The organism is Methylophilus sp. DMC18 (genome assembly GCF_056314005.1).
Map to the genome: position 1 here is coordinate 145,685 of NZ_JBQUZE010000005.1, position 20,267 is coordinate 165,951.

General features: G+C 52.1%; 21 protein-coding genes and 1 other RNA gene. 13 read left to right on the forward strand and 9 right to left on the reverse strand.

Annotated features, from left to right (window positions below):
- Positions 1-45: 45 nt before the first annotated feature.
- From rpmE to trxA, 3 genes are all read right to left on the reverse strand, one after another.
- A complete protein-coding gene (rpmE, locus tag ACT53G_RS12400) occupies positions 46-246 on the reverse strand; it encodes a 50S ribosomal protein L31 (RefSeq protein WP_018987393.1) in 201 nt (66 codons plus the stop codon).
- A gap of 103 nt (positions 247-349) precedes the next feature.
- Positions 350-1,609, reverse strand: coding sequence for a transcription termination factor Rho (rho, locus tag ACT53G_RS12405; RefSeq protein WP_194749173.1), 1,260 nt, complete (start codon positions 1,607-1,609; stop codon positions 350-352).
- A gap of 81 nt (positions 1,610-1,690) precedes the next feature.
- On the reverse strand, positions 1,691-2,017 hold the full coding sequence (trxA, locus tag ACT53G_RS12410; RefSeq protein ID WP_194749174.1) for a thioredoxin TrxA: 327 nt from the start codon (positions 2,015-2,017) through the stop codon (positions 1,691-1,693).
- Positions 2,018-2,286: 269 nt separating this feature from the next.
- Here trxA and ACT53G_RS12415 point away from each other — a divergent pair, with 269 nt between their 5' ends.
- Positions 2,287-2,787 carry a TlpA family protein disulfide reductase gene (locus tag ACT53G_RS12415; protein ID WP_476145257.1) on the forward strand — a complete coding sequence of 167 codons (501 nt, stop codon included), beginning with the start codon at positions 2,287-2,289 and terminating at the stop codon, positions 2,785-2,787.
- A gap of 1 nt (position 2,788) precedes the next feature.
- On the opposite strand, the gene ACT53G_RS12420 is transcribed toward ACT53G_RS12415, so the two are convergent.
- From ACT53G_RS12420 to ACT53G_RS12430, 3 genes are all read right to left on the reverse strand, one after another.
- On the reverse strand, positions 2,789-3,076 hold the full coding sequence (locus tag ACT53G_RS12420) for a DUF3579 domain-containing protein (protein WP_194749175.1): 288 nt from the start codon (positions 3,074-3,076) through the stop codon (positions 2,789-2,791).
- A gap of 125 nt (positions 3,077-3,201) precedes the next feature.
- A complete protein-coding gene (locus tag ACT53G_RS12425; RefSeq protein ID WP_313988576.1) occupies positions 3,202-3,771 on the reverse strand; it encodes a BON domain-containing protein in 570 nt (189 codons plus the stop codon).
- A gap of 79 nt (positions 3,772-3,850) precedes the next feature.
- Positions 3,851-4,207 (reverse strand): YraN family protein, encoded by a 357-nt coding sequence (locus ACT53G_RS12430; protein WP_313988580.1) that lies wholly within the window; start codon positions 4,205-4,207, stop codon positions 3,851-3,853.
- 92 nt (positions 4,208-4,299) lie between these two features.
- On the opposite strand from ACT53G_RS12430, the gene rsmI reads away from it, so the two are divergent.
- On the forward strand, positions 4,300-5,157 hold the full coding sequence (gene rsmI / locus ACT53G_RS12435; protein WP_476169562.1) for a 16S rRNA (cytidine(1402)-2'-O)-methyltransferase: 858 nt from the start codon (positions 4,300-4,302) through the stop codon (positions 5,155-5,157).
- Between the two features lie 12 nt (positions 5,158-5,169).
- Positions 5,170-6,204, forward strand: a complete 1,035-nt coding sequence (gene pyrC / locus ACT53G_RS12440; protein WP_476169563.1) for a dihydroorotase — start codon at positions 5,170-5,172, stop codon at positions 6,202-6,204.
- On the opposite strand, the gene ung is transcribed toward pyrC, so the two are convergent.
- On the reverse strand, positions 6,201-6,893 hold the full coding sequence (gene ung, locus ACT53G_RS12445; protein ID WP_476169564.1) for a uracil-DNA glycosylase: 693 nt from the start codon (positions 6,891-6,893) through the stop codon (positions 6,201-6,203). The two genes, pyrC and ung, sit on opposite strands and share 4 nt — an antisense overlap.
- A 61-nt stretch (positions 6,894-6,954) precedes the next feature.
- Between ung and rnpB the strand changes: the two genes are divergently transcribed.
- From rnpB to ACT53G_RS12460, 3 genes are all read left to right on the forward strand, one after another.
- Positions 6,955-7,297: RNase P RNA component class A (rnpB, locus tag ACT53G_RS12450), an RNA gene on the forward strand.
- A 412-nt stretch (positions 7,298-7,709) separates the two neighbouring features.
- Positions 7,710-9,284 (forward strand): sensor domain-containing diguanylate cyclase, encoded by a 1,575-nt coding sequence (locus ACT53G_RS12455; RefSeq protein WP_476156481.1) that lies wholly within the window; start codon positions 7,710-7,712, stop codon positions 9,282-9,284.
- A 105-nt stretch (positions 9,285-9,389) separates the two neighbouring features.
- The gene (locus ACT53G_RS12460) at positions 9,390-10,556 is read left to right on the forward strand and encodes a mechanosensitive ion channel protein MscS (RefSeq protein WP_476169565.1); all 1,167 of its coding nucleotides are present in this window, start codon (positions 9,390-9,392) and stop codon (positions 10,554-10,556) included.
- 69 nt (positions 10,557-10,625) lie between these two features.
- Here ACT53G_RS12460 and ACT53G_RS12465 read toward each other — a convergent pair whose 3' ends face one another.
- Both ACT53G_RS12465 and ACT53G_RS12470 read right to left on the reverse strand, forming a co-directional pair.
- Positions 10,626-11,819: an OmpP1/FadL family transporter gene (locus ACT53G_RS12465; protein WP_476169566.1), complete on the reverse strand. Its 1,194-nt coding sequence runs from the start codon at positions 11,817-11,819 to the stop codon at positions 10,626-10,628.
- 323 nt (positions 11,820-12,142) lie between these two features.
- Positions 12,143-12,526 (reverse strand): glutaredoxin family protein, encoded by a 384-nt coding sequence (locus ACT53G_RS12470; protein WP_476169567.1) that lies wholly within the window; start codon positions 12,524-12,526, stop codon positions 12,143-12,145.
- Between the two features lie 330 nt (positions 12,527-12,856).
- Between ACT53G_RS12470 and mraZ the strand changes: the two genes are divergently transcribed.
- From mraZ to mraY, 7 genes are read left to right on the forward strand one after another with little or no spacing between them, the layout of a single operon-like run.
- Entirely contained in the window at positions 12,857-13,303 is a 447-nt protein-coding gene (gene mraZ, locus ACT53G_RS12475) for a division/cell wall cluster transcriptional repressor MraZ (RefSeq protein WP_476169568.1), read from the forward strand.
- On the forward strand, positions 13,300-14,289 hold the full coding sequence (gene rsmH / locus ACT53G_RS12480) for a 16S rRNA (cytosine(1402)-N(4))-methyltransferase RsmH (protein ID WP_194749184.1): 990 nt from the start codon (positions 13,300-13,302) through the stop codon (positions 14,287-14,289). The genes mraZ and rsmH overlap by 4 nt, the downstream gene beginning before the upstream one ends.
- Positions 14,290-14,325: 36 nt before the next feature.
- On the forward strand, positions 14,326-14,604 hold the full coding sequence (ftsL, locus tag ACT53G_RS12485; protein WP_194749185.1) for a cell division protein FtsL: 279 nt from the start codon (positions 14,326-14,328) through the stop codon (positions 14,602-14,604).
- Positions 14,605-14,629: 25 nt separating this feature from the next.
- Complete coding sequence (locus ACT53G_RS12490; RefSeq protein ID WP_194749186.1) at positions 14,630-16,357, forward strand: peptidoglycan D,D-transpeptidase FtsI family protein; 1,728 nt, start codon at positions 14,630-14,632, stop codon at positions 16,355-16,357.
- Positions 16,354-17,784, forward strand: a complete 1,431-nt coding sequence (locus tag ACT53G_RS12495; RefSeq protein ID WP_476169569.1) for a UDP-N-acetylmuramoyl-L-alanyl-D-glutamate--2,6-diaminopimelate ligase — start codon at positions 16,354-16,356, stop codon at positions 17,782-17,784. Before ACT53G_RS12490 ends, ACT53G_RS12495 begins: the two co-directional genes overlap by 4 nt.
- On the forward strand, positions 17,781-19,145 hold the full coding sequence (locus tag ACT53G_RS12500; RefSeq protein ID WP_476169570.1) for a UDP-N-acetylmuramoyl-tripeptide--D-alanyl-D-alanine ligase: 1,365 nt from the start codon (positions 17,781-17,783) through the stop codon (positions 19,143-19,145). Before ACT53G_RS12495 ends, ACT53G_RS12500 begins: the two co-directional genes overlap by 4 nt.
- Positions 19,146-19,153: 8 nt before the next feature.
- On the forward strand, positions 19,154-20,257 hold the full coding sequence (gene mraY, locus ACT53G_RS12505) for a phospho-N-acetylmuramoyl-pentapeptide-transferase (protein ID WP_194749189.1): 1,104 nt from the start codon (positions 19,154-19,156) through the stop codon (positions 20,255-20,257).
- Positions 20,258-20,267: the final 10 nt, after the last annotated feature.

Genomic DNA, 20,267 nt, shown 5'->3' on the forward strand with positions numbered 1-20,267 from the left:
CAAAAAAGGCAGCCATGCTGCCTTTCTGGACGATCTTCGCCGAAATTACATGCCGTATTTTTGGCGGAATTTCTCAACGCGACCAGCGGTGTCCACGATCTTCTGTTTACCAGTGTAGAACGGGTGGCACTGTGAACAGACTTCAATGTTCAAGTCTTTACCGTTAGTAGAACGGGTTTTAAATTTGTTGCCACAGCTACATGTGACGTTGATTTCCGGGTAATTTGGGTGAATATCAGCTTTCATGCTTTCTCTCTAATCTTAAGCAGTTGCAGTAAACGCGCGATTATCTATGAATTCTTCTGCTTTATCAAGCACAATCTCAAAAATATTTGTATCGTTGGCAGCATTAGCCGCGACGCATACTGTCAAAAAAGTCGTTGTTGCTCTTGGTGGCCTTGATTTTATCAAGCAAGAACTCCATCGCCTCGAGGTCGTCCATGGGGTAGAGCAATTTGCGCAATACCCAGATTTTCTGCAATACATCTTTATCCAGCAACAGCTCTTCGCGGCGGGTGCCGGACTTGTTGACGTTGATCGCCGGATAAGTACGTTTCTCGGCCATGCGTCTATCCAGATGGATTTCCATGTTGCCGGTGCCCTTGAATTCTTCGTAGATCACATCGTCCATGCGTGAGCCGGTATCAACCAGCGCCGTGGCGATGATGGTCAGCGAACCGCCTTCTTCGACGTTACGTGCTGCACCAAAGAAGCGCTTGGGTTTTTGCAGGGCATTGGCGTCCACACCACCAGTCAAGACCTTGCCGGAAGACGGGATCACCGTATTGTACGCACGCGCCAAACGCGTGATGGAGTCGAGTAGGATGACGACATCTTTTTTGTGCTCAACCAGGCGTTTGGCTTTTTCCAGCACCATTTCAGCCACTTGTACGTGGCGGGTGGCCGGTTCGTCAAAGGTTGAAGCCACCACTTCGCCACGCACTGAGCGGGTCATCTCGGTCACTTCTTCCGGGCGCTCGTCGATCAGCAATACAATCAGAATACAGTCAGGATGGTTGGCCGTAATCGCGTGTGCAATATTTTGCAACATCACCGTTTTACCGCTTTTAGGGCTGGCGACCAGTAAGGCGCGCTGACCTTTACCAATAGGTGCAATCATGTCGATCACACGGCTGGTGATGTTCTCTTCACCGCGGATATCGCGTTCCAGCGTCAGTGGGATGGTCGGGAATAGCGGGGTCAGGTTCTCAAACAGAATCTTGTGTTTGGTATTTTCGGGCGCCTCGGCATTGACGCTGTCTACCTTGACCAGCGCAAAGTAACGTTCGCCTTCTTTAGGCGTGCGGATTTCACCTTGAATGCTATCACCTGTGTGCAGGTTGAAGCGGCGAATCTGTGAAGGGGAGACGTAAATGTCGTCGGGACCTGCCAGGTAGGAGGTATCGGGTGAGCGCAAAAAGCCAAATCCGTCAGGCAACACTTCCAGCGTGCCATCACCAAAAATGCTGTCGCCCTTTTTTGCCTTGTTTTTAAGGATGGCAAAAATGAGATCCTGCTTGCGCATACGGCTCGCATTTTCAATGTCGTTGGCGATCGCCATTTCGACCAGTTCGGTCACAGGAAGGTGTTTAAGGTCGGATAGGTGCATGAATAACTCGCAAGATTGAAAAACATCTGAGAGATTGAAAAGGAAACCCGGTTTCGCAGACGTTGAAACCGGGTAAAGAAGTTAGATGTTGCTGTCGATGAACGCGCTGAGTTGAGATTTGGACAAGGCGCCCACTTTGGTGGCTTCAACATTGCCGTTTTTGAATAACATCAGTGTAGGAATGCCACGGATACCATATTTAGGCGGTGTGTTCTGGTTGTCATCAATGTTGAGCTTGGCAACTTTCAGGCGACCCGCATACTCTTTGCTGATCTCATCCAAAATCGGCGCAATCATCTTGCAAGGTCCGCACCATTCTGCCCAGTAATCAACCAGTACCGGAATCGTGGATTGCAATACTTCTTGTTCAAAGCTGGCGTCGCTTAAATGGGTAATGTTGTCGCTCATTATTGCCTCTTAAGATTGGTGAAGGATGTAAGTCAATAGTAGACAGGGTATCAACAGAAAAATTCTGAATGTGTTTGACTAAATATTGTTTAGGCTAAACGTTATTTGAATCAGTTGAATCAATTGTTTTTGAATGAGTAATTTGCTGAAAACTGAAATTACTAAAAAGATTGCAGCTAGTATAGCAACAGTTTTCAAGCATAATCAAGTTTTTCCCTGCATTATTGTTTGTAAATGCGGCGTATCTTCATTAAAAACAAGAGGGCTTGATGTTATTTAACATGTTGCGCATCGGATGGCTGAGTCTATGGCTATTATCAAGCATGAGCGAGACCCAGGCGCAGGAGGCAACCAAGGACTGGGTGATGCAGGATATGGCTGGTCATAAACATCAGCTTTCCCATTACAAGGGGCGTTGGCTGGTGGTGAATTACTGGGCCCCCTGGTGTCCGCCCTGTCTTGAAGAAATGCCTGAACTGGTGACGTTTTATGATGCCCATGTTAATCAAAACGTGATGGTGCTCGGGGTGGCGGTCCAGTATGAGTCTGTGGCCTCAGTCAAGAAGTATGCCGATGATATGCTGATTTCTTATCCGGTGGTGCTCGGTGAGGCGCAAAAGCCGACGGCTCACAAGCCTGAAGTTTTGCCCACCACCTATATTTATGCGCCAGATGGCCGCTTGTATCAAGTTAAACGCGGCGCGTTGAGTCGCGCCTGGTTAGAGCAGTTACTCAAGGAATCCGCGTTTAATGTCCCCGTAAAGCCCTAGTCTAAATGTTGACTGCTTCGCCGGCTGGGTTGATCACGCTCAACTGGTTCTCTTTTGCAAACTGCATCAGCTGCTCAAAGCCAGCCGGATTCACGTCTTTAAGCTTCATATCCACAGACAGGCTGCGTACATTGTTGACCAGTTTGGGTTTCAAATAGGGCGAGTAGCGCAGCTTCTTGTCAACGCCAAAGCTGGCATAGGTGCTGCACATACGGTCTACCCAGTCGCTCGGGCGGAAAGGTTTCCCCGCCAGTGTGATGCCTTGAATAATAATTTCCTGAGTTTCCATGCGGATTCCTTAAAAAATACAAATTAATAGTCAGGGGTAAGCGTTATCAGTACGAGCACTGGGATGCATAAAAACCTCACAGAAGGACTGCAATGTTTGCGCATCGCGACTGATGCCGCCTATCCTTAGTTGGTATATTCGAAAACTTTGACCACCTTGCTCACGCCTTCGGTGCTTCTGGCGATTTCGACGGCATCATTGGCCTCTTTTTCAGAAACGATGCCCATCAGGTAAACCACACCGGCTTCGGTCACGACTTTAACGACATTGGCCGGAAACAGATTTTCGCTGACAAAACGGGCTTTGACCTTGGTGGTGATGTAAGCATCATTGGTGCGGTCACTGATAGAAGAGGCAAAGCCTATGGTTAAGGCATTGTGTATGCTGCGTACGTTTGAGATTTCGCGGGTCAGCGTTTCAGCCTGGGCTTGTTGTCCGGCGTTAGGCACTTCGCCAGTCAGCAACACGATGCGGTTATAGCTGGTCACATTGATATGTGAAGCTTTATCCATATATTGCGACATGCGCTTCATCGTTTTGAGTTCAATATTCTCGTCTTCAACATAAATGCCTGAGGTGCGACGGTCTGCCGCCATTGAGCCACCGACTGCGGCACCGCCAACGACAGCCGGGAAGCAGCCTGTCAATTGCACGGTCAATAATACCAATGCGATCAGTGAGAGTTTTTTTGTCATGAGAATTCCTTGTGATGACTAGGTGAAACAAACGGATGAGCTAATGTGACAGGCATTCAAGCATAAAATTCTACGCTTTTTATGTGTCGATTGCATTACGAATCCATTCTGGCGATTGGTAGCGGCTGTTGTCAAACAGAATGGCATCAAACCGGCATGGCGGCTGGCGGTCCAGGCTTTGCAGGTAATACTGCGCGGCGCGCAGCAGTTTTTGCTGCTTGTGGTAGTGAATACTGTCGGCCGCACTGGTGAATGCCCGGTTGCTGCGTAAGCGCACTTCTACAAACACCAGCGTATTCTTTTCGTGCATGATGAGGTCAATTTCGCCATAGCGGCAGCTGTAATTTTGTGTCACCAGGGTAAGGCCCTGCTGTTGCAGAAAGCGCACTGCGGCTTGTTCCGCAGCCAATCCCTGATTGTTTTGATTCAGCTTCATAGGGTTCTCACCAGAATAATGCCTGCATTTGGGTTGTTGAATACGCAATGAAACAACTTAGCGAAATGCCTGCGATGGCATAAAATAGCGCGATGACAGAGTCAGGCACATTATATGTAGTTGCGACGCCTATCGGCAATCTGGGCGATATCACGCAGCGCGCAATCAGCACATTGCAGCTGGTGGATGCGATTGCCGCAGAAGATACCCGGCATACGGTGGGGTTGTTAAGGCATTTGGGCATCAGCAAGCCTTTACTGGCGGTACATGAACACAACGAGCAGCAATCGGCACAAGGCTTGATCAAGCGTCTGCAGGCTGGGGAGTCGATTGCTCTGGTGACCGATGCCGGTACACCTGCTGTCAGTGATCCTGGTGCGCTGGTAGTACACGCGGTGAGGCAGGCAGGATTGGCGGTGGTGCCGATTCCAGGCGTGAGCGCCGTGATTACGGCATTGTCGGCCGCAGGCATCACCCAGTCCGGTTTTTACTTTGAGGGTTTTTTGCCCGCCAGTGGCTCGCAGCGGCGCAAGCGGTTAGAGATATTGAAAACGCTGCCAACCACGCTGGTTTTTTATGAGGCACCGCACCGTATTGTGGAGTGTGTCACTGACCTGGCCGCTGTGCTGGGTGGTCACCGTCAGCTGACGCTGGCGCGCGAGCTGACCAAGACCTTCGAGACCATACACACCTGTGGCTTGGCCGAAGCGGTCGCCTGGTTGCAGGCAGACCCCAACCAGCAACGTGGCGAGTTTGTCTTGCTGCTACATGCTGATGTGCAGGAAAAAGCCGAAGGCCTGGATGACGAAACATTAAGGATACTGCAGCGCCTGTTACAGGAGTTGCCCCTCAAGCAGGCGGTGGCACTGGCAACTGATATCACTGGCCAGAAAAAAAATGAACTCTATGAAGCGGCGCTGGCGTTTAAGGCCGCCAATACTCATGAATAAAGGTATGAATGCATGACAACCAAAATTACCCTCACCCGTCCCGATGACTGGCATTTGCATCTCAGAGACGGCGAAGGCTTGAAAGCCGTATTGCCGGATACGGCTAAACAGTTTGCACGCGCCATCGTGATGCCCAACTTGCGGCCACCTGTGACCACCGCCGAGGCCGCGCTGGCTTACTATCAGCGCATTAAACAAGCCTTGCCAGCCGGCATGGTGTTCGAGCCCTTGATGACGCTGTATCTTACAGATAATACGCCTGCCAGTGAAGTTGCTGCGGCACGTCAATCTGGGGTGGTGCATGCGGTCAAACTGTATCCGGCGGGCGCGACGACCAACAGTGACTCAGGCGTGACCAGCCTGCAAAAATGTGCAGCCGCATTGGCCGAGATGGAAAAGCAGGGCATGCCCTTGCTGATACACGGTGAAGTCACCGATGGTGATGTCGATGTGTTTGACCGTGAAAAAGTATTTATCGAGCGCCATTTGCAACCGCTGCTCAAGGATTTTCCTGGCCTTAAAGTGGTGTTTGAGCATATCACCACGCAAGACGCCGCCGAGTTTGTGGCGGCCGGGCCAGCCAATCTGGCCGCCACCATCACCGCCCATCATTTGCTGATGAACCGCAACGCCATGTTTACTGGTGGTATCCGTCCGCATCATTACTGCCTGCCGGTGCTCAAGCGCGAAACGCATCGCGCCGCACTGGTCAAAGCCGCGACCTCCGGTTCGCCCAAATTCTTTTTGGGGACAGACAGCGCACCACATCCAAAATCTGCCAAAGAGGCCAGCTGTGGCTGCGCAGGCATGTATACCGCGCATGCGGCGATTGAGCTATACGCCGAAGCCTTTGAAGAGGCGGGCGCGCTGGATAAGCTCGAAGGTTTTGCCAGCTTTTATGGCCCGGATTTTTACCATCTGTCACGCAATACTACTCAGGTGACCTTGCACAAACAAAGCTGGGTGGTGCCTGAGAGCATTCCTTTTGCGGATGATGCGCTGGTGCCCTTGCGCGCCGGGCAGACTGTGGCATGGAAGCTGGTTTAAAGTTGCCAGTTGATCGGCGCTTGGCCCTGTGCAGCCAGATAGGCATTGATTTTGGAAAACTGGTGATTGCCAAAAAAACCACGGTGCGCCGAGAGTGGTGAAGGGTGCACCGATTTTAAAACCAGATGTTTATTGGGGTCTATCATGGCCCCTTTCTTTTGTGCGTAGCTGCCCCACAGCACAAACACCAGGCCTGTCCGCAGTGCATTCAATGCAGCAATCGCCGCATCAGTAAACTGCTCCCAGCCACGGTTCTGGTGCGAACCGGCATTGGCCATTTGTACCGTCAGGGTGGCATTCAGTAACAGCACCCCTTGATCCGCCCAAGGTGTCAGGTCGCCACTCCCGCTCATGCGCACCCCAAGATCGGCTTCAATCTCTTTAAAAATATTCATGAGTGATGGAGGAAGTGCGACGCCCGCAGGCACGGAGAAGCTTAGGCCATGGGCTTGCCCCGGCCCATGGTAAGGGTCCTGGCCGATAATCACCACGCGTACTTTATCGAAGGGCGTGTGATTAAAGGCATTAAAAATCAGGGGGCCTGGCGGGAAAATGGTTTTACCGGCCGCTTTTTCCTGTTGCAAAAAAGCCTTGAGCGAGTGCATATAAGGCTGATCGAATTCTGCGCCAAGCACGGCTTGCCAGGTCGGGTCCAGCTGGCCGGGTTTTTCTGTTGAGGTCATGAGCATTCAAGTCCAGGATAATTTCGCACATTATAGGGTGTTCGTTCAGGCATGGTAAAATAGCACTGAAGCCAACCAGACAGTCGCCGCCTGTGCAAACAGGGGGAGGAAAGTCCGGGCTGCACAGAGCGGGATGACGGCTAACGGCCGTACGCTGAAAGCTGGCAACAGTATAAGGCGAGGAATAGGGCCACAGAGACGAGTAAGCCTCTTTAGTGAGGTGGATGTGAAACGCGGTAACCTCCATCTGCAGCAATATCAAATAGGCTGGCATTTTACGCAAGTAATAAGGCGTGGCTCGCGCTGCCAGCGGGTAGATAGCTTGAGCGTGTGAGTAATTGCACGCCTAGAGGAATGACTGTCAGCTACGCAAGTAGTTACAGAACCCGGCTTACCGGTTGGCTTTACTTTTTATTTCGCGATCACTTTCCAAGTGGTTGCTTCCTTGGCCGTAGATCAGGCCGCCTCACCCATCTATCCCTCAATGAGTCATGTGCTGTGGGCTGTTAAAGCATGCTGGGCCTCGACGGGGCTCTTCCTGACGCAGATGAAGACGCTTCAATCAACAATATAGTAGAGTCTCTACAACGGCTTGATATTCCTTTTAGTTCTACGGGAAGGTATTCGCGGGCTGTCACAGTTGCGGTGATTGATTTTCGATCAGTCTGGCGTTTTGCAAAGACGTGTTAAGGGTAGTCTGGCAGGTAGCCTTTGAAGCTGTGCGTTCGCGAGACTTTCTTGTATAGTTTGCGTATTAATCAATAAAAACGGTGATGGATGATGGGGATGTTGAGTAGCTTGGGCAGGGGGATCATAGCGATCATGATCGCTGTGCTGTCCATTGGCTTGGTGCAGGCCTCTCCTCAATCGATAGAGGGTGTCTGGTCGCTAGTCCATGCCTATAAAGGCGGGCAAAGTCCCCAGCAGTTTCTCTCTGACCCACTGCGTCAAAAGTACGCGCCTGTTGCGACGGTGAGTCCGAGAGGCGGGCATTATCTTTATATTGCTTCGTTTGAAATCAAGACAAACAACGCGTATGTGGTTGATTTCAAAAATACCAGTACCATAGAGTATTTCCAGCATCAGGTGTATGACGAGCAAGGGCATGAGGTGGCGAAGCTGGAAGGGGGGATTGGCCGTCGAATTGAGAATCCCTTTTTCTTGAGGCATGGCCGCAGTGTCAATCTGGCACCAGGCAAATATGTCTTGGCCACGCAACTGATCTCTACCAATTATTTGGCGATTCCCGAGCCCTATTTAGATGATGAGGCTAGCTACATGCATGCCATCAAGCGTGGAAATGCGCTGACGCTGTTTGGTTTGGGGGTCTTTTGGGGGTTGGGCATCTACTATACGGTACTGGCGACCAGCCGTAATCGTAAAGTGGAAGCCATGTATGCCATTTTTATTGCGGGTAATTTTCTTTTTAACAGTGCCGCCCTGCTTGTCCTTTCCGACCTGTTTAATCTTCACTCCATCTATTGGGCTTCGATGCCTATCCTGTTTTCCAGTATTGCGTACATCCTGTTTGTGATGCATTTGCTGGAAATCAACCCGTATCAACACAAGCGACTCTATGCGGCGGGGCGGGTGATTTTGGTGGTGATGGTCTTGTTTTTGTTGTTGGCCATTGCTTTCCCCAATTGGGCATTGGAGTTTTGCCGCTATGAAGTTGGGCTGTTTTTATGTTATGGACTGGCTACGGCCATCAGGCAAAGCCAGCGTAAAAATGCCACTGCCAAACGCTATTTAATCGCGATTAGCCTGTTTTTTGTGTCGGGGATTATTACGATCAGCCTCAGCAAAATGCATCAACAGTTTGATTTGTATATCGAACATCTGGGCTTGGTGAGTGTGGCCATTGAGGTGGTATTGCTTGCATTGGTGCTTTCTTTTCAATTTGCCCAATTGCATAAAGAAAAAGAAGAGGCATTAGAGGCGCTGGGCATGACGGAGAAAGTAGCCAATTCGGATGCTTTAACCAGCCTGCCTAATCGCTATGCGTTTGTAAAAGCGCTGGATCGGCTACCCATGCAGAGTAGCCTGACCTTTATTGATCTGGATGGACTTAAGTTTTATAACGATCATTACGGGCATGCACGTGGAGATGAGTTGCTGATCTGCTTTGCAAAAAAATATCAGCATTATTTAGGCAGTACGCTCATCTTGTATCGATTGGGTGGGGATGAGTTTGCCGTATTAAGTCACAAAGGTGAGGTGGTCGTTGTAGAGCAGGCGCTGCAAGAGGCGGTTGAAAATATGCGTCGTGAGGGGTTTGAGTTTTCCGGGGCCAGCGCAGGGTCCGCCTATTATTATGAGGTTGATAATATCTCTGAGTTTATGCGTTTGGCGGATATGCGCATGTACGAAAATAAGCGCGTGCGCAAAATACAATAACAAAACAAGAGCCGTCACACGGCAAGATCAGTTGCGCTAAGGATGCCATGTTCATCAGTGCGCAGCATTGGGGCAACACATTGTTAGCCAATCAAGGGGGAGTTTATGTTTGCAGCTGCAACAACACGTTCTGCGCTGGTGATGACCATTTTGGCGATGATACTCATCCCATTGATCTCATCCTGGTTTGCTTATCCATCTACGCATCTTCCGCCTGGCTTCGGTATTTTTCCGCCGCAGTTTGTTGAAGACCCGCCTGGCTTTAATTTGATCGTGTTTGTTGTCATTGCACTGCTCGAAGCTGCGGTCGCGATTTTTTTAATCTTCCCGCAATGGTTTGGCTTTAAGCCGGTCGCACCTTCTCCGCAGCCTGTCCAGAGCGCCCTGCCTTGGTGGTTTTGGGCCGGGATGGTGGTCACGCTGTTTTTCTGGTGGTTGATGTGGGCGCGTACGACTCCGTTTGGTGATCTGGTGTATTACGCGTTCACCCCCATGTGGTGGGGATTTATCTTTGTGCTCGATGGCCTGACATTTCGCTATGCGGGCGGCTACTCGCTGTTTGCCAGCCGCCCCAAGACATTTCTGATCAGTGCGGCTGTCTCGCTAGGCGGCTGGTATTTCTTTGAGTATTTTGATTATTTTGCTTTAGGTAACTGGTACTACCCCAATACAGATGATATTCCTGCATTAAGCCATGCCAAGATCGTATGGATTTTTCTGTTTGCGTATACCACGGTGTGGCCGGCGATTTTTGAGTGGTATACCTTGCTCAATGCGTTTCCAAGATTTGTCGCACGCTATGCACAAGGTCCTGCGCTCTCACTGCCGGCCAGGCCGATGTTATATCTGAGTTTTGTCTTGTTGGCCGCCGTACCGTTTTGGCCATATCCATTATTTTGGGCCATGTGGATTGCGCCTTTAATCGGCATTAGCGCCATATTGATGCTGCTGGGCATCTGGACGCCATTTACCGATGTCGCAAAAGGCAATTGGAGTCCAGTGCTATTAATGGCGCTGAGTGCCATCATTAACGGCTTGTTCTGGGAGGTGTGGAACTATGGTAGCGCGCATCCCGTATTGCCGGTCACCAACCCTAATTATTGGGTATACGATATCCCTTACGTGAATGTGATACATATTTATGTCGAAATGCCGCTGCTGGGCTTTGCCGGGTATTTGCCGTTTGGGGTGCTCGCCTGGGTCATATTTCTCTGGGCGGGCAAGGTATTTGGATTTAATACTGACATTCTCAAGAGCGGTCAGGGACATTAAGGGCTTGCGCCATTGTCCAGTGAAAGTCATCTGGCAGGTTAAGCTGAACTCAGCTTAACCTGTGTCTGTTTACCACTGTTTGCTCAGCATCATGTGCAGGAAAAAACCGCCGTTATTCGCTTCGGTATTTTGTCCGAACACATTGCTATTGTAAGTCACGTCTTTGGGCAGCAGCCATTCGATACCACTGGTGATTTTCCAGTTGGCATCAAGCTTGCGAGCCATGCCCAGCGTGATGTGTTGTTCTAGGGTCGCCGCCAGCAGCGCGCTGGAATTTTGCCTGGGGACCGGATTCTTACCATAGTTGTAACCTGCATATAGCGTCGTTTTGTCGTCGTAGCGATAGGCCGCGCCCAGGGCATAGACCAGTTGATCATGCCAGTTCTGCGGGTTGACCGTTCTCAGTTGACTCGCTGCTGATGAGTTGTCAGGATCTTGCCAGGTGGTGGTGACATCCTTAATGGCATCGCTCCATTGTATCCAGTTGATTTTGGCGGAGAGCAGCCAACGGTCATCCGGTTTGAATGCAGCACCAATTGCTACCTCGCGCGGCAGAGCAAAGCCCTTAATGCTCAAGTCACGATAACGGACCACCCCAGATGCGCCATTATTCACCAATGATGTCCCGCCAGTCAGTGGCAATTCTGTTTTTTCGGTGTAGCTAAAGCCCAGTGTCCATTGCTCATCCAGTCGATATTGCACGCCTACCTTAAACCCTGGGCGTATCGTATCTGCACCTTTGTTTTTAAACCCTGAAAATACGTTCGGGACAGAGGTGTTGTAAAAAAAACCTTGCTTGATGCTGGCGTAATTGATGCTCAGTACGGCGCCGACGGATAAACGGTCATTCACCTGGCAAGCCATGCCCGGCGTGATTTTGGCGATACCAAACAAAGAGTACATTTCGTCATTGGTGCCAAACGGCGTGTTGATATGCTTAAACACCGCCCCGGCCCCGCCTTGGGTAAAAAAGCCGATGCCCGCAGTACAGGGTAGATCCTCCAGTGCTTGTGCATATCCGCCACCAGCCAATAAGGTATAACGATTATCTGCGTGTTGGTCGTTGCGCGCGTCAACCTGTTCGAGATGGGTGGTGCGCAGCACTGAGCCGTAAGCATCGAACTGCTTGCTTTTGATTTGCACCAGCCCGGCCGGGTTGGTATTCAGTGCGCTGGTATCCCGTGCCACAGCGGTATCCGCTCCGCCCATCAGGGTGGATTCAGCGCCGTAACCAATGAGCAGAATGCCATTGGTTGCCCGCACTGGCAGGCTCAGTGCCATTAAAAGGAGTGGGAGTAAACGGATTGTGCGGAATATCATCGGTGGCATGACTGGGGTCTAATTTTGGCTAGGGTCTAATTGATAAGTTAACTTTTTAACTATGTATTCTGACCCGCCAGTTATACCGCTTTTACAGCCTATTTGATTGGGCGATTAAACAGGGATGCATGGGCCAATTTTGCAAAAGCATATCTTTTTTAAGGAAGTTTTCCTATATGTTTATAGCGGTAATCATTGCTGAGTGGTCTGTTTGAGAGGGCCTTAGGCTAAATAAGCGCATGTCAGGCATTGTTAATGGTTTAGCGTCAGTCGTATTCTTTGGTTAGAGCCGCTGGTTTGTGTTCCCGTTGCCAGGCATCCAATAGGGCTTCCATTCTCTGCTGGTGGTAGCCACGCACCACTTCTCCTGCCACTAATAAGACGGGGACGCCATTTGCCGCTAGCCGCTGGTATTGGCTGCGCGCTTCTTCTGAGGTTTCGATATTCATTTCCTTATAGGGAATGCCTTTCGTTGCCAGCAGTGCGCGCGTTTTTTCGCAATAGGGGCACCAGTCGGTGGCGTAGAGCACCACTTGCCCATGGCTAAAATCTGGTGGCGGGTTCAGGTAAAACCACCAGGTATGCCATTGCATGGCCAGCAAAATCGCTGTCCCTAAAATCAGGAAATTTAAGCGTGGGGAAAGTTTCATCAAAAGAGTGTATGTGGGATGGCGGGCATGCTTGCCTAGACCTGTTTTTTACCTAAAAAATCGCCAGAAAATACTGTTTTTTAATTATTCAATAATTTCAATGAGATAGCTATCCTTATTAAACAACTTTGTGTATTAATTGCGCCAATGCGTTGATTTGAATTGCTTTGTTAAAATGCTCTAAGTCATTGTCTTTAAAAGAGATTTTTTCACCCAAAGTGCTTGCCAAGCACTTTTTTTTTATCTATAGTGTGCAAAAGGGTGATTTTGTGTTGAATTGTGGGAAATTATTCCTTTTTCAACAAGAAATAGGGTTAAGGATCAAAATTGATGTTTCGCGGGGCGGTACAGTTGAGTTTGGATGCGAAGGGGCGGCTAAGTGTGCCGGCCAAGCATCGTGACGCCCTGACGGCCGGTGGGCAGGGGGAGGTTGTGCTGACTGCGCATCCGCACCGTTGCCTGATTTTGTATCCCAAAGCAGCTTGGGAGCCGATTGAGTCCAAGCTGACCAGTTTGTCCAGTTTTAATCCTCAAACCAGTGGTATTCAGCGCATGATCGTCGGTCAGGCAGATGTGATGCATCTGGATTCTGCGGGCCGCTTGCTGGTGAATGCTGTACTGCGCAAATTTGCCAAGCTCGACAAGGAAGTGATGATGGTCGGGCAGGGTAGTCATTTTGAATTGTGGGATCTGGCCGCATGGGATCAGCAGCTGGAAAGCCTGATGGCGGCGGATCAATTGCAGATTCCACAAGAACTCGAAGGATTCTCGCTATGACGCGGGGCGCGAAGTCAGCGCCCGCGTCCTTGACGGAAACGTCAGTGTCACCAGCCGCCGCCAGTCATATCACCGTGTTGTTGCATGAGGCGGTGGATGCCTTGAATGTGCGGGCGGATGGCGTGTATGTGGACGGGACGTTTGGCCGTGGCGGACATAGTCGCCGCATTCTTTCCCAACTGGGTAGTGAAGGCCGTTTGATCGCGCTGGACCGTGATCTGGCGGCTGTTGCGCATGGGCAGGCGATTGCTGATGCGCGTTTTAGCATGGTGCATGCACATTTTTCCTCCATGGCGGGGGTGCTTGAGTCGTTGGGTGTGCAGGCGGTGGATGGCATTTTGCTCGATCTGGGGATTTCGTCGCCACAGATTGATGAGGGTGAGCGTGGTTTCAGTTTCCGTTTTGACGGGCCGCTGGATATGCGTATGGATCAAAGCCGCGGCAAGACTGCGGCGCAGTGGCTGGCTGAAATGCCAGAAAAACAATTGGTGGAGGTGATTAAAGATTATGGTGAAGAGCGGTTTGCTAAGCAGGTTGCAAGGGCGCTTGTTAAAGAGCGCGAAGATGGGCATGCCATCACCACTACAGGACAACTTGCCAAGATCGTGGCAGGCGCCATCCCCAAGAATGAGCCGGGCCAGAACCCTGCAACGCGCACATTTCAGGCTTTACGGATTTTCGTCAATCAAGAGCTTGAGGAACTCTCGCTAGTGTTGCCGGATTGCTTACGTTTGTTGCGCCCGCAAGGGCGTCTGGCGGTGATCAGTTTCCATTCGCTGGAAGATCGCATCGTCAAACGCTTTATTCAGTCGGAAGCCGATCGCGACAACCTGCCCGCAGGCTTGCCTGTACGCGCCAAGGACTTGCCACAACCACGCATGATGCCCGTGGGCAAGGCGATCAAGCCAAGCAAGGCTGAAGTGGCAGCAAATGTACGTTCACGCAGCGCGGTTTTGCGCGTGGCTGAACGCACCACGGTGCAGTAGTTAAATGATGCCATCGTTTGAACAAGGCTTAGACCAGTGATCCGGCTCAATTTGATTTTGTTTGCATTGACGATTGCGATGGCGCTGGGTGTGGTCACGGCACAATACAAGGCGCGCAAACTGTATTTTGAGCTGGACCGGCAAGAAATGCTGACCAAACAGTACATGACCGAGTATGACCAGTTGCAAATTGAGCAGAGCACCTGGGCCATGCATTCGCGCCTGGAAGAGTTTGCGACCACCCGGTTGCATATGCACAGCCCGAGCATGCAGCAAACGCAGGTCATTCTGCTGGATGCGCCAGCGGCGCCCTGAGCAGGCGTGACGAGGATCAACAGTCATGTTGCTTAAGGAAAGCCAACACAAGCTGGTCAAGCTGCCGGCCTGGCGCAGAAGAACGCTGCTGGTCTTGCTGCTATTGAGTTTTGTCCTGTTGCTGGGGCGCGGGTTTTACCTGCAAACCTTGCATAAGGATTACCTGATTAAAAAGGGTGAGGCGTTTTCGCGGCGCAAAGTGGTGTTGATGCCACATCGCGGCAAGATTTATGACCGTAACTTCAAGCCATTGGCGATCAGCTTGCCAGTGGAGTCGGTATGGGCTAACCCGACCGACGTACAGTTTACGGCGGCACAGCTCAAGCAAATGGCGAAATTGCTCGAGATGCCGCCCAAAGAGCTGCAACAGAAGTTGCAGAAAAAGAAAAAAGAATTTGTGTATATCAAACGGAGAGTGGCGCCCGATGTGGCAAAACAGGTGATGGCGATGAAAGTGCCCGGCGTATTCAGTCAAAAAGAATACAAACGCTTCTACCCAGCGGCAGAAGTGGCGGCGCATATCGTCGGTTTCACGGGCGTGGATGACACCGGCGTAGAGGGCATGGAGCTCTATCGCAACAATGTTCTGTCTGGTACACCCGGCAAGCGTGACTTTGTGCGTGACCGCAAGGGCCATGTTGTCGAGGATCTGGTCGCGGTCAAACTGCCGCATGATGGTCAGGATCTGGTACTCAGCATAGACCGCACCGTGCAATATGTGGTGCACCGCGAGTTGTCGCGTGCGGTTGAAAAACACAAAGCCAAGGCGGCCGCAGCGGTGGTGCTGGATGCTAAAACCGGCGAGGTGCTGGCCTTGGTCAATATCCCGACCTATAACCCGAACAATCCGGTCAATGTCGCCAGCAAGCTGCGCAACTCGGCCATCGTCAATATTTTTGAACCGGGCTCGACCATGAAGCCGGTCACTGCGGCGGCAGCCATGGAGTTTGGTCCTTACCAGCCCGATACCAAAATCCAGACTGCCCCCGGCTTTTTGCGTATTGGGACCGCCACCATTCACGATGCCCACCCGAATCAGGTATTGACGGTGTCACAGGTGATCCAGAAGTCCTCCAACGTTGGTTCGGCCAAAATGGCGCTCGATTTAAACCGCGAGCAATTGTGGAACACCTATGTGCAACTCGGCTTTGGCTCACCTACCAAAATCGGGTTCCCGGGCGAGGCCTCTGGCAAGGTGCGTGATTACAAGACCTGGCGTCCGATTGAGCAGGCCACCATGTCTTACGGTCACGGCATCAGCGTGACCTTGTTGCAGTTGGCGCGGGCTTATACCGTGTTTGCCAACGAGGGCGAATTGCTGCCGGTGACACTGAATAAACTCTCCGAGCCACCTGTTGGGCGTCAGGTGTTTTCAGCCAAAGTGGCCAATTCGGTCAAGGACATGCTGGAACTGGTCGTGCAGCCTGGCGGCACCGCGATCAAAGCGCAAGTCACTGGTTACCGCGTGGCGGGTAAAACCGGCACGGCGCACAAACTCGGTGACCATGGCTATGAGCACGACAAATATGTGGGTTCGTTTGTTGGCATGGTGCCCGCCTCTAATCCGCGCCTGATTATGGCGGTGATGATAGACGAACCGAGCAATGGCGAATACTACGGTGGTAGTGTGGCGGCCCCGGTGTTTAGCGCGGTGATGAATGATGTGTTGCGTATGCTGGTGATCCCGCAAGACGGCAATGCGCTGCCTGTGACACCGCCTGCGGATGCGGCTGAAGTCAAGGAGGCGATGTGAGTAAATACATTATTCCCGCGCCCGTCCATGGCATCACGGCAGATAGCCGCAAGGTGGAAAAGCATGGCTTGTTCCTCGCTTATCCTGGTCAGCACAGCGATGGCCGCGATTACATCGCCGATGCCATTGCCAAAGGTGTGAATACTGTGATCTGGGATAGTGAGGGCTTTGACTGGAACCCTGACTGGCAAGTCCACAATATTGCGATTCCCGAGCTGAAATATCAGGTGGGCCATATCGCCAGCCAGTTTTACAAAAATCCATCCGAGCAGTTGTGGTGTGTAGGTGTCACCGGTACTAACGGCAAAACCACGGTCACGCATTGGCTGGCGCAGGCTTACCGCTTTTTGCAGCGGCAGTCTGCTGTGATTGGCACACTGGGTAATGGCGTGCTCGAAGACTTGCAGCCCACGCAAAATACCACACCGGGCCCGGTAGAGTTGCAAAACATGCTGGCCAACTTTGTGCTGGACCAGGTGCAGATGGTGGCGATGGAAGTGTCTTCGCATGGCCTGGATCAGGGGCGTGTGAATGGGGTGGCCTTTGATGTGGCTGTGTTCACCAACCTGACGCGTGATCATCTGGATTACCACCTGACCATGGAGGCTTATCAGGCTGCAAAACGCAAATTGTTTGACTGGCAGACCCTGTCAGCCGCGGTCATCAATCTGGATGATGCCTTTGGTGCCAGCTTGATTGCCGAACTGCGCAAGCAGGGCAAAACCGTGATCAGTTATGGTTTGCAACCTGAAGCAGATATTTGTGCCACGGCCGTGACCATGCATGCCACAGGTTTTGAAATCAAGGTGCGTACACCGCATGGCATTGGCGAAGTGCAATTGCACGCGCTGGGCCAATTCAATGTGTATAACGCATTGGCGGTACTGGGCAGCCTGCTGGCCAACCAGGTAGCCTTGCCTGCCGCCTTGCAGGCTGTGTCGGGGCTGGTGCCGGTGGCTGGGCGCATGCAGATGTTTGGTGGTGGCGACCTGCCGCTGGTGGTGGTGGATTATGCCCATACGCCGGACGCGCTGGAGAAAGCGCTGCATACCTTGCGCATGCAAACCCGCGGCAAGCTTACGTGTGTATTTGGCTGTGGTGGTGACCGTGATAGTGGCAAGCGCAGTGAAATGGGGCGCATTGCTGATGAATTGGCCGATCTGGTGTTGATGACCAATGACAATCCGCGCAGTGAGAATCCCTACGCCATTATTGCGGCGATTGCCGAGGGTATGCACCGTGAAGCCGCGGTCGAGACTGACCGTGCCAAGGCGATTGCATTGGCGGTTAGCCAGGCGGGCAAAGGCGACGTGGTGTTGGTGGCTGGCAAGGGGCATGAAGACTATCAGGAAATCCAGGGCATCCGCTATCCGTTCAGTGATGCGGAGTGGGTACAAAGCGCATTGAAGAAAAAGGTGAACGCATGATTGCGCTGAAAACCATCGCCGGCGTATTGCAAGGCACTTTGCTGGGCAACGACGTCACAGTGACTTCGGTAGATACTGACAGTCGCCGCGTACTGCCTGGGCAATTGTTTGTGGCCTTGCCGGGTGAGAAATTTGACGGCCATGACTTTTTGCCGCAAGTGGCTGCGCAAGGCGCGGTGGCAGCGCTGATCAGCAAGCCCGTAGAGACCGATTTGCCTGCCGTGCTGGTGAAAGATACACGCCTGGCATTAGGCCAGCTGGCCAGCTGGTGGCGCCAGCAATTGGCATTGCCACTGATTGCGGTCACTGGCAGTAACGGCAAAACCACCACCAAAGAAATGATTGCCGCGATTATGCAAGGGCATGTCGGCGGCACCGATCTGGTGTTGGCCACCGCCGGTAACTTTAATAACGATATCGGCATGCCGCTGACCCTGTTGCGTTTGCGCGCAACGCACCGGTGCGCCGTGATCGAGATGGGCATGAATCATCTCGGTGAGATTGATTACCTGACGCGTCTGGCGCGGCCAAATGTGGCGGTCATCAATAATGCAGGCACTGCGCACATTGGAGAACTGGGGTCGCGGGAAAACATTGCCAAGGCCAAGGGCGAAATTTTTGCCGGATTGGCTGTGGACGGGGTCGCCGTGATCAATGCCGATAGCGACTTTGCCGATTACTGGCGCGGCTTGAATCCTGCGCGCCGGGTGTTGAGTTTTGGCATGCAGCAGGCCGCCGATGTGCAGGGTGAAATGCTGGATGGTGACAGTCAGTTCAAGCTTAGCTTTCAAGGTGAGTCTATCAAGGTCACGCTGGCCGTGCCAGGTGCTCACAACGTGATGAACGCACTTGCCGCTGCTGCGAGCTGTCTGGCCGCGGGTGTCAGCCTGACCGAAGTGGCGCAAGGCTTGGCCCGGTTTGCAGGCGTCAAGGGCCGTTTGCAACAAAAAACCGCGGCCTGTGGTGCGCGCCTGATTGATGACACTTATAACGCGAATCCGGATTCGATGAAGGCGGCGCTCGATGTGCTCAGCAGCCTGGGCGCGAATACCGTGTTCGTCATGGGCGACATGGGCGAACTCGGCGCGGATGCTGAGGCCATGCACGCACAGATTGGCCGCTATGCCAAAGACCGGGGCATACGTCATTTTTATGCACTGGGCACCCTGGCTAAAGCCGCTGCACAGGCGTTTGGGCCACAGGCACAACATTTTGAGTCATTGCCCAGCCTGGTCGAGGCCTTAAATCAGGCGGTGACTGCGCAAGACATCGTATTGGTCAAAGGGTCACGCTTCATGCAAATGGAGCGCGTGGTACAGGCGTTGGTTGAGGCGCAAGCCACTGAACAGGTGGGGAAATAGGGAAGAGTATGTTACTAGAACTAACAAAATGGCTGGCTTCGGATGTGCATGGGTTTCATGTATTCAACTACATTACCTTCAGGGCGGTGCTGGCGACACTGACGGCCTTGGCGATTTCATTCCTGGTCGGCCCGGCCATGATACGCAAGCTGACCGAATACAAAGTCGGTCAGGCGGTGCGTGATGATGGTCCACAAACTCATCTGGTCAAAGCCGGCACCCCGACCATGGGCGGCGCATTGATTCTGGTCGCCATCGCCGTGTCTACCTTGCTCTGGGGCAATTTGCATAACCGCTTTATCTGGGTGGTGTTGATCACTACCTTGGGTTTTGGTGCGGTTGGCTGGGTCGATGACTACCGTAAAGTGGTCTTTAAAAATCCCAAGGGCCTGTCTGCCAAAGAAAAATATTTCTGGCAAAGCCTGATCGGTTTTGGCGTGGCAGGCTTTCTGTACGCGACCTCCAGCACCCCTGTAGAAACCACACTGATTGTGCCTTTCTTCAAGCACCTGGTGTTTCCGCTGAGTGCCACCGGTTTTATTGTGCTGACCTACCTGGTGATTGTCGGTAGCAGCAATGCCGTCAACCTGACCGACGGTCTCGATGGTCTGGCGACCTTGCCTACTGTGATGGTGGGTAGTGCGCTGGCGATTTTCTCGTATGTTGCCGGGCATGCCGTGTTTTCAAAATACCTGGGGATTCCCTATGTGGCTGGCGCCAGCGAGTTGATGGTGTTCTGCGCGGCAATGGCTGGTGCGGGCTTGGGCTTTTTGTGGTTTAACGCTTATCCGGCTGAAGTGTTCATGGGCGATGTCGGCGCATTGGCGCTGGGCGCGGCCCTGGGCGTGGTCGCCGTGATTGTACGTCAGGAAATCGTGCTGTTCATCATGGGCGGCGTGTTCGTGATTGAGACTTTCTCGGTGGCCGCGCAAGTGCTGTATTTCAAATACACCAAAAAAATGACTGGTACCGGCAAACGCATCTTTTTGATGGCGCCTTTGCATCACCACTACGAACAAAAGGGCTGGAAAGAGACACAGGTCGTCGTGCGTTTCTGGATCATTACCATGATGCTGGTGCTGGTGGGATTATCCACCCTGAAATTGAGATAAGACGAAAACG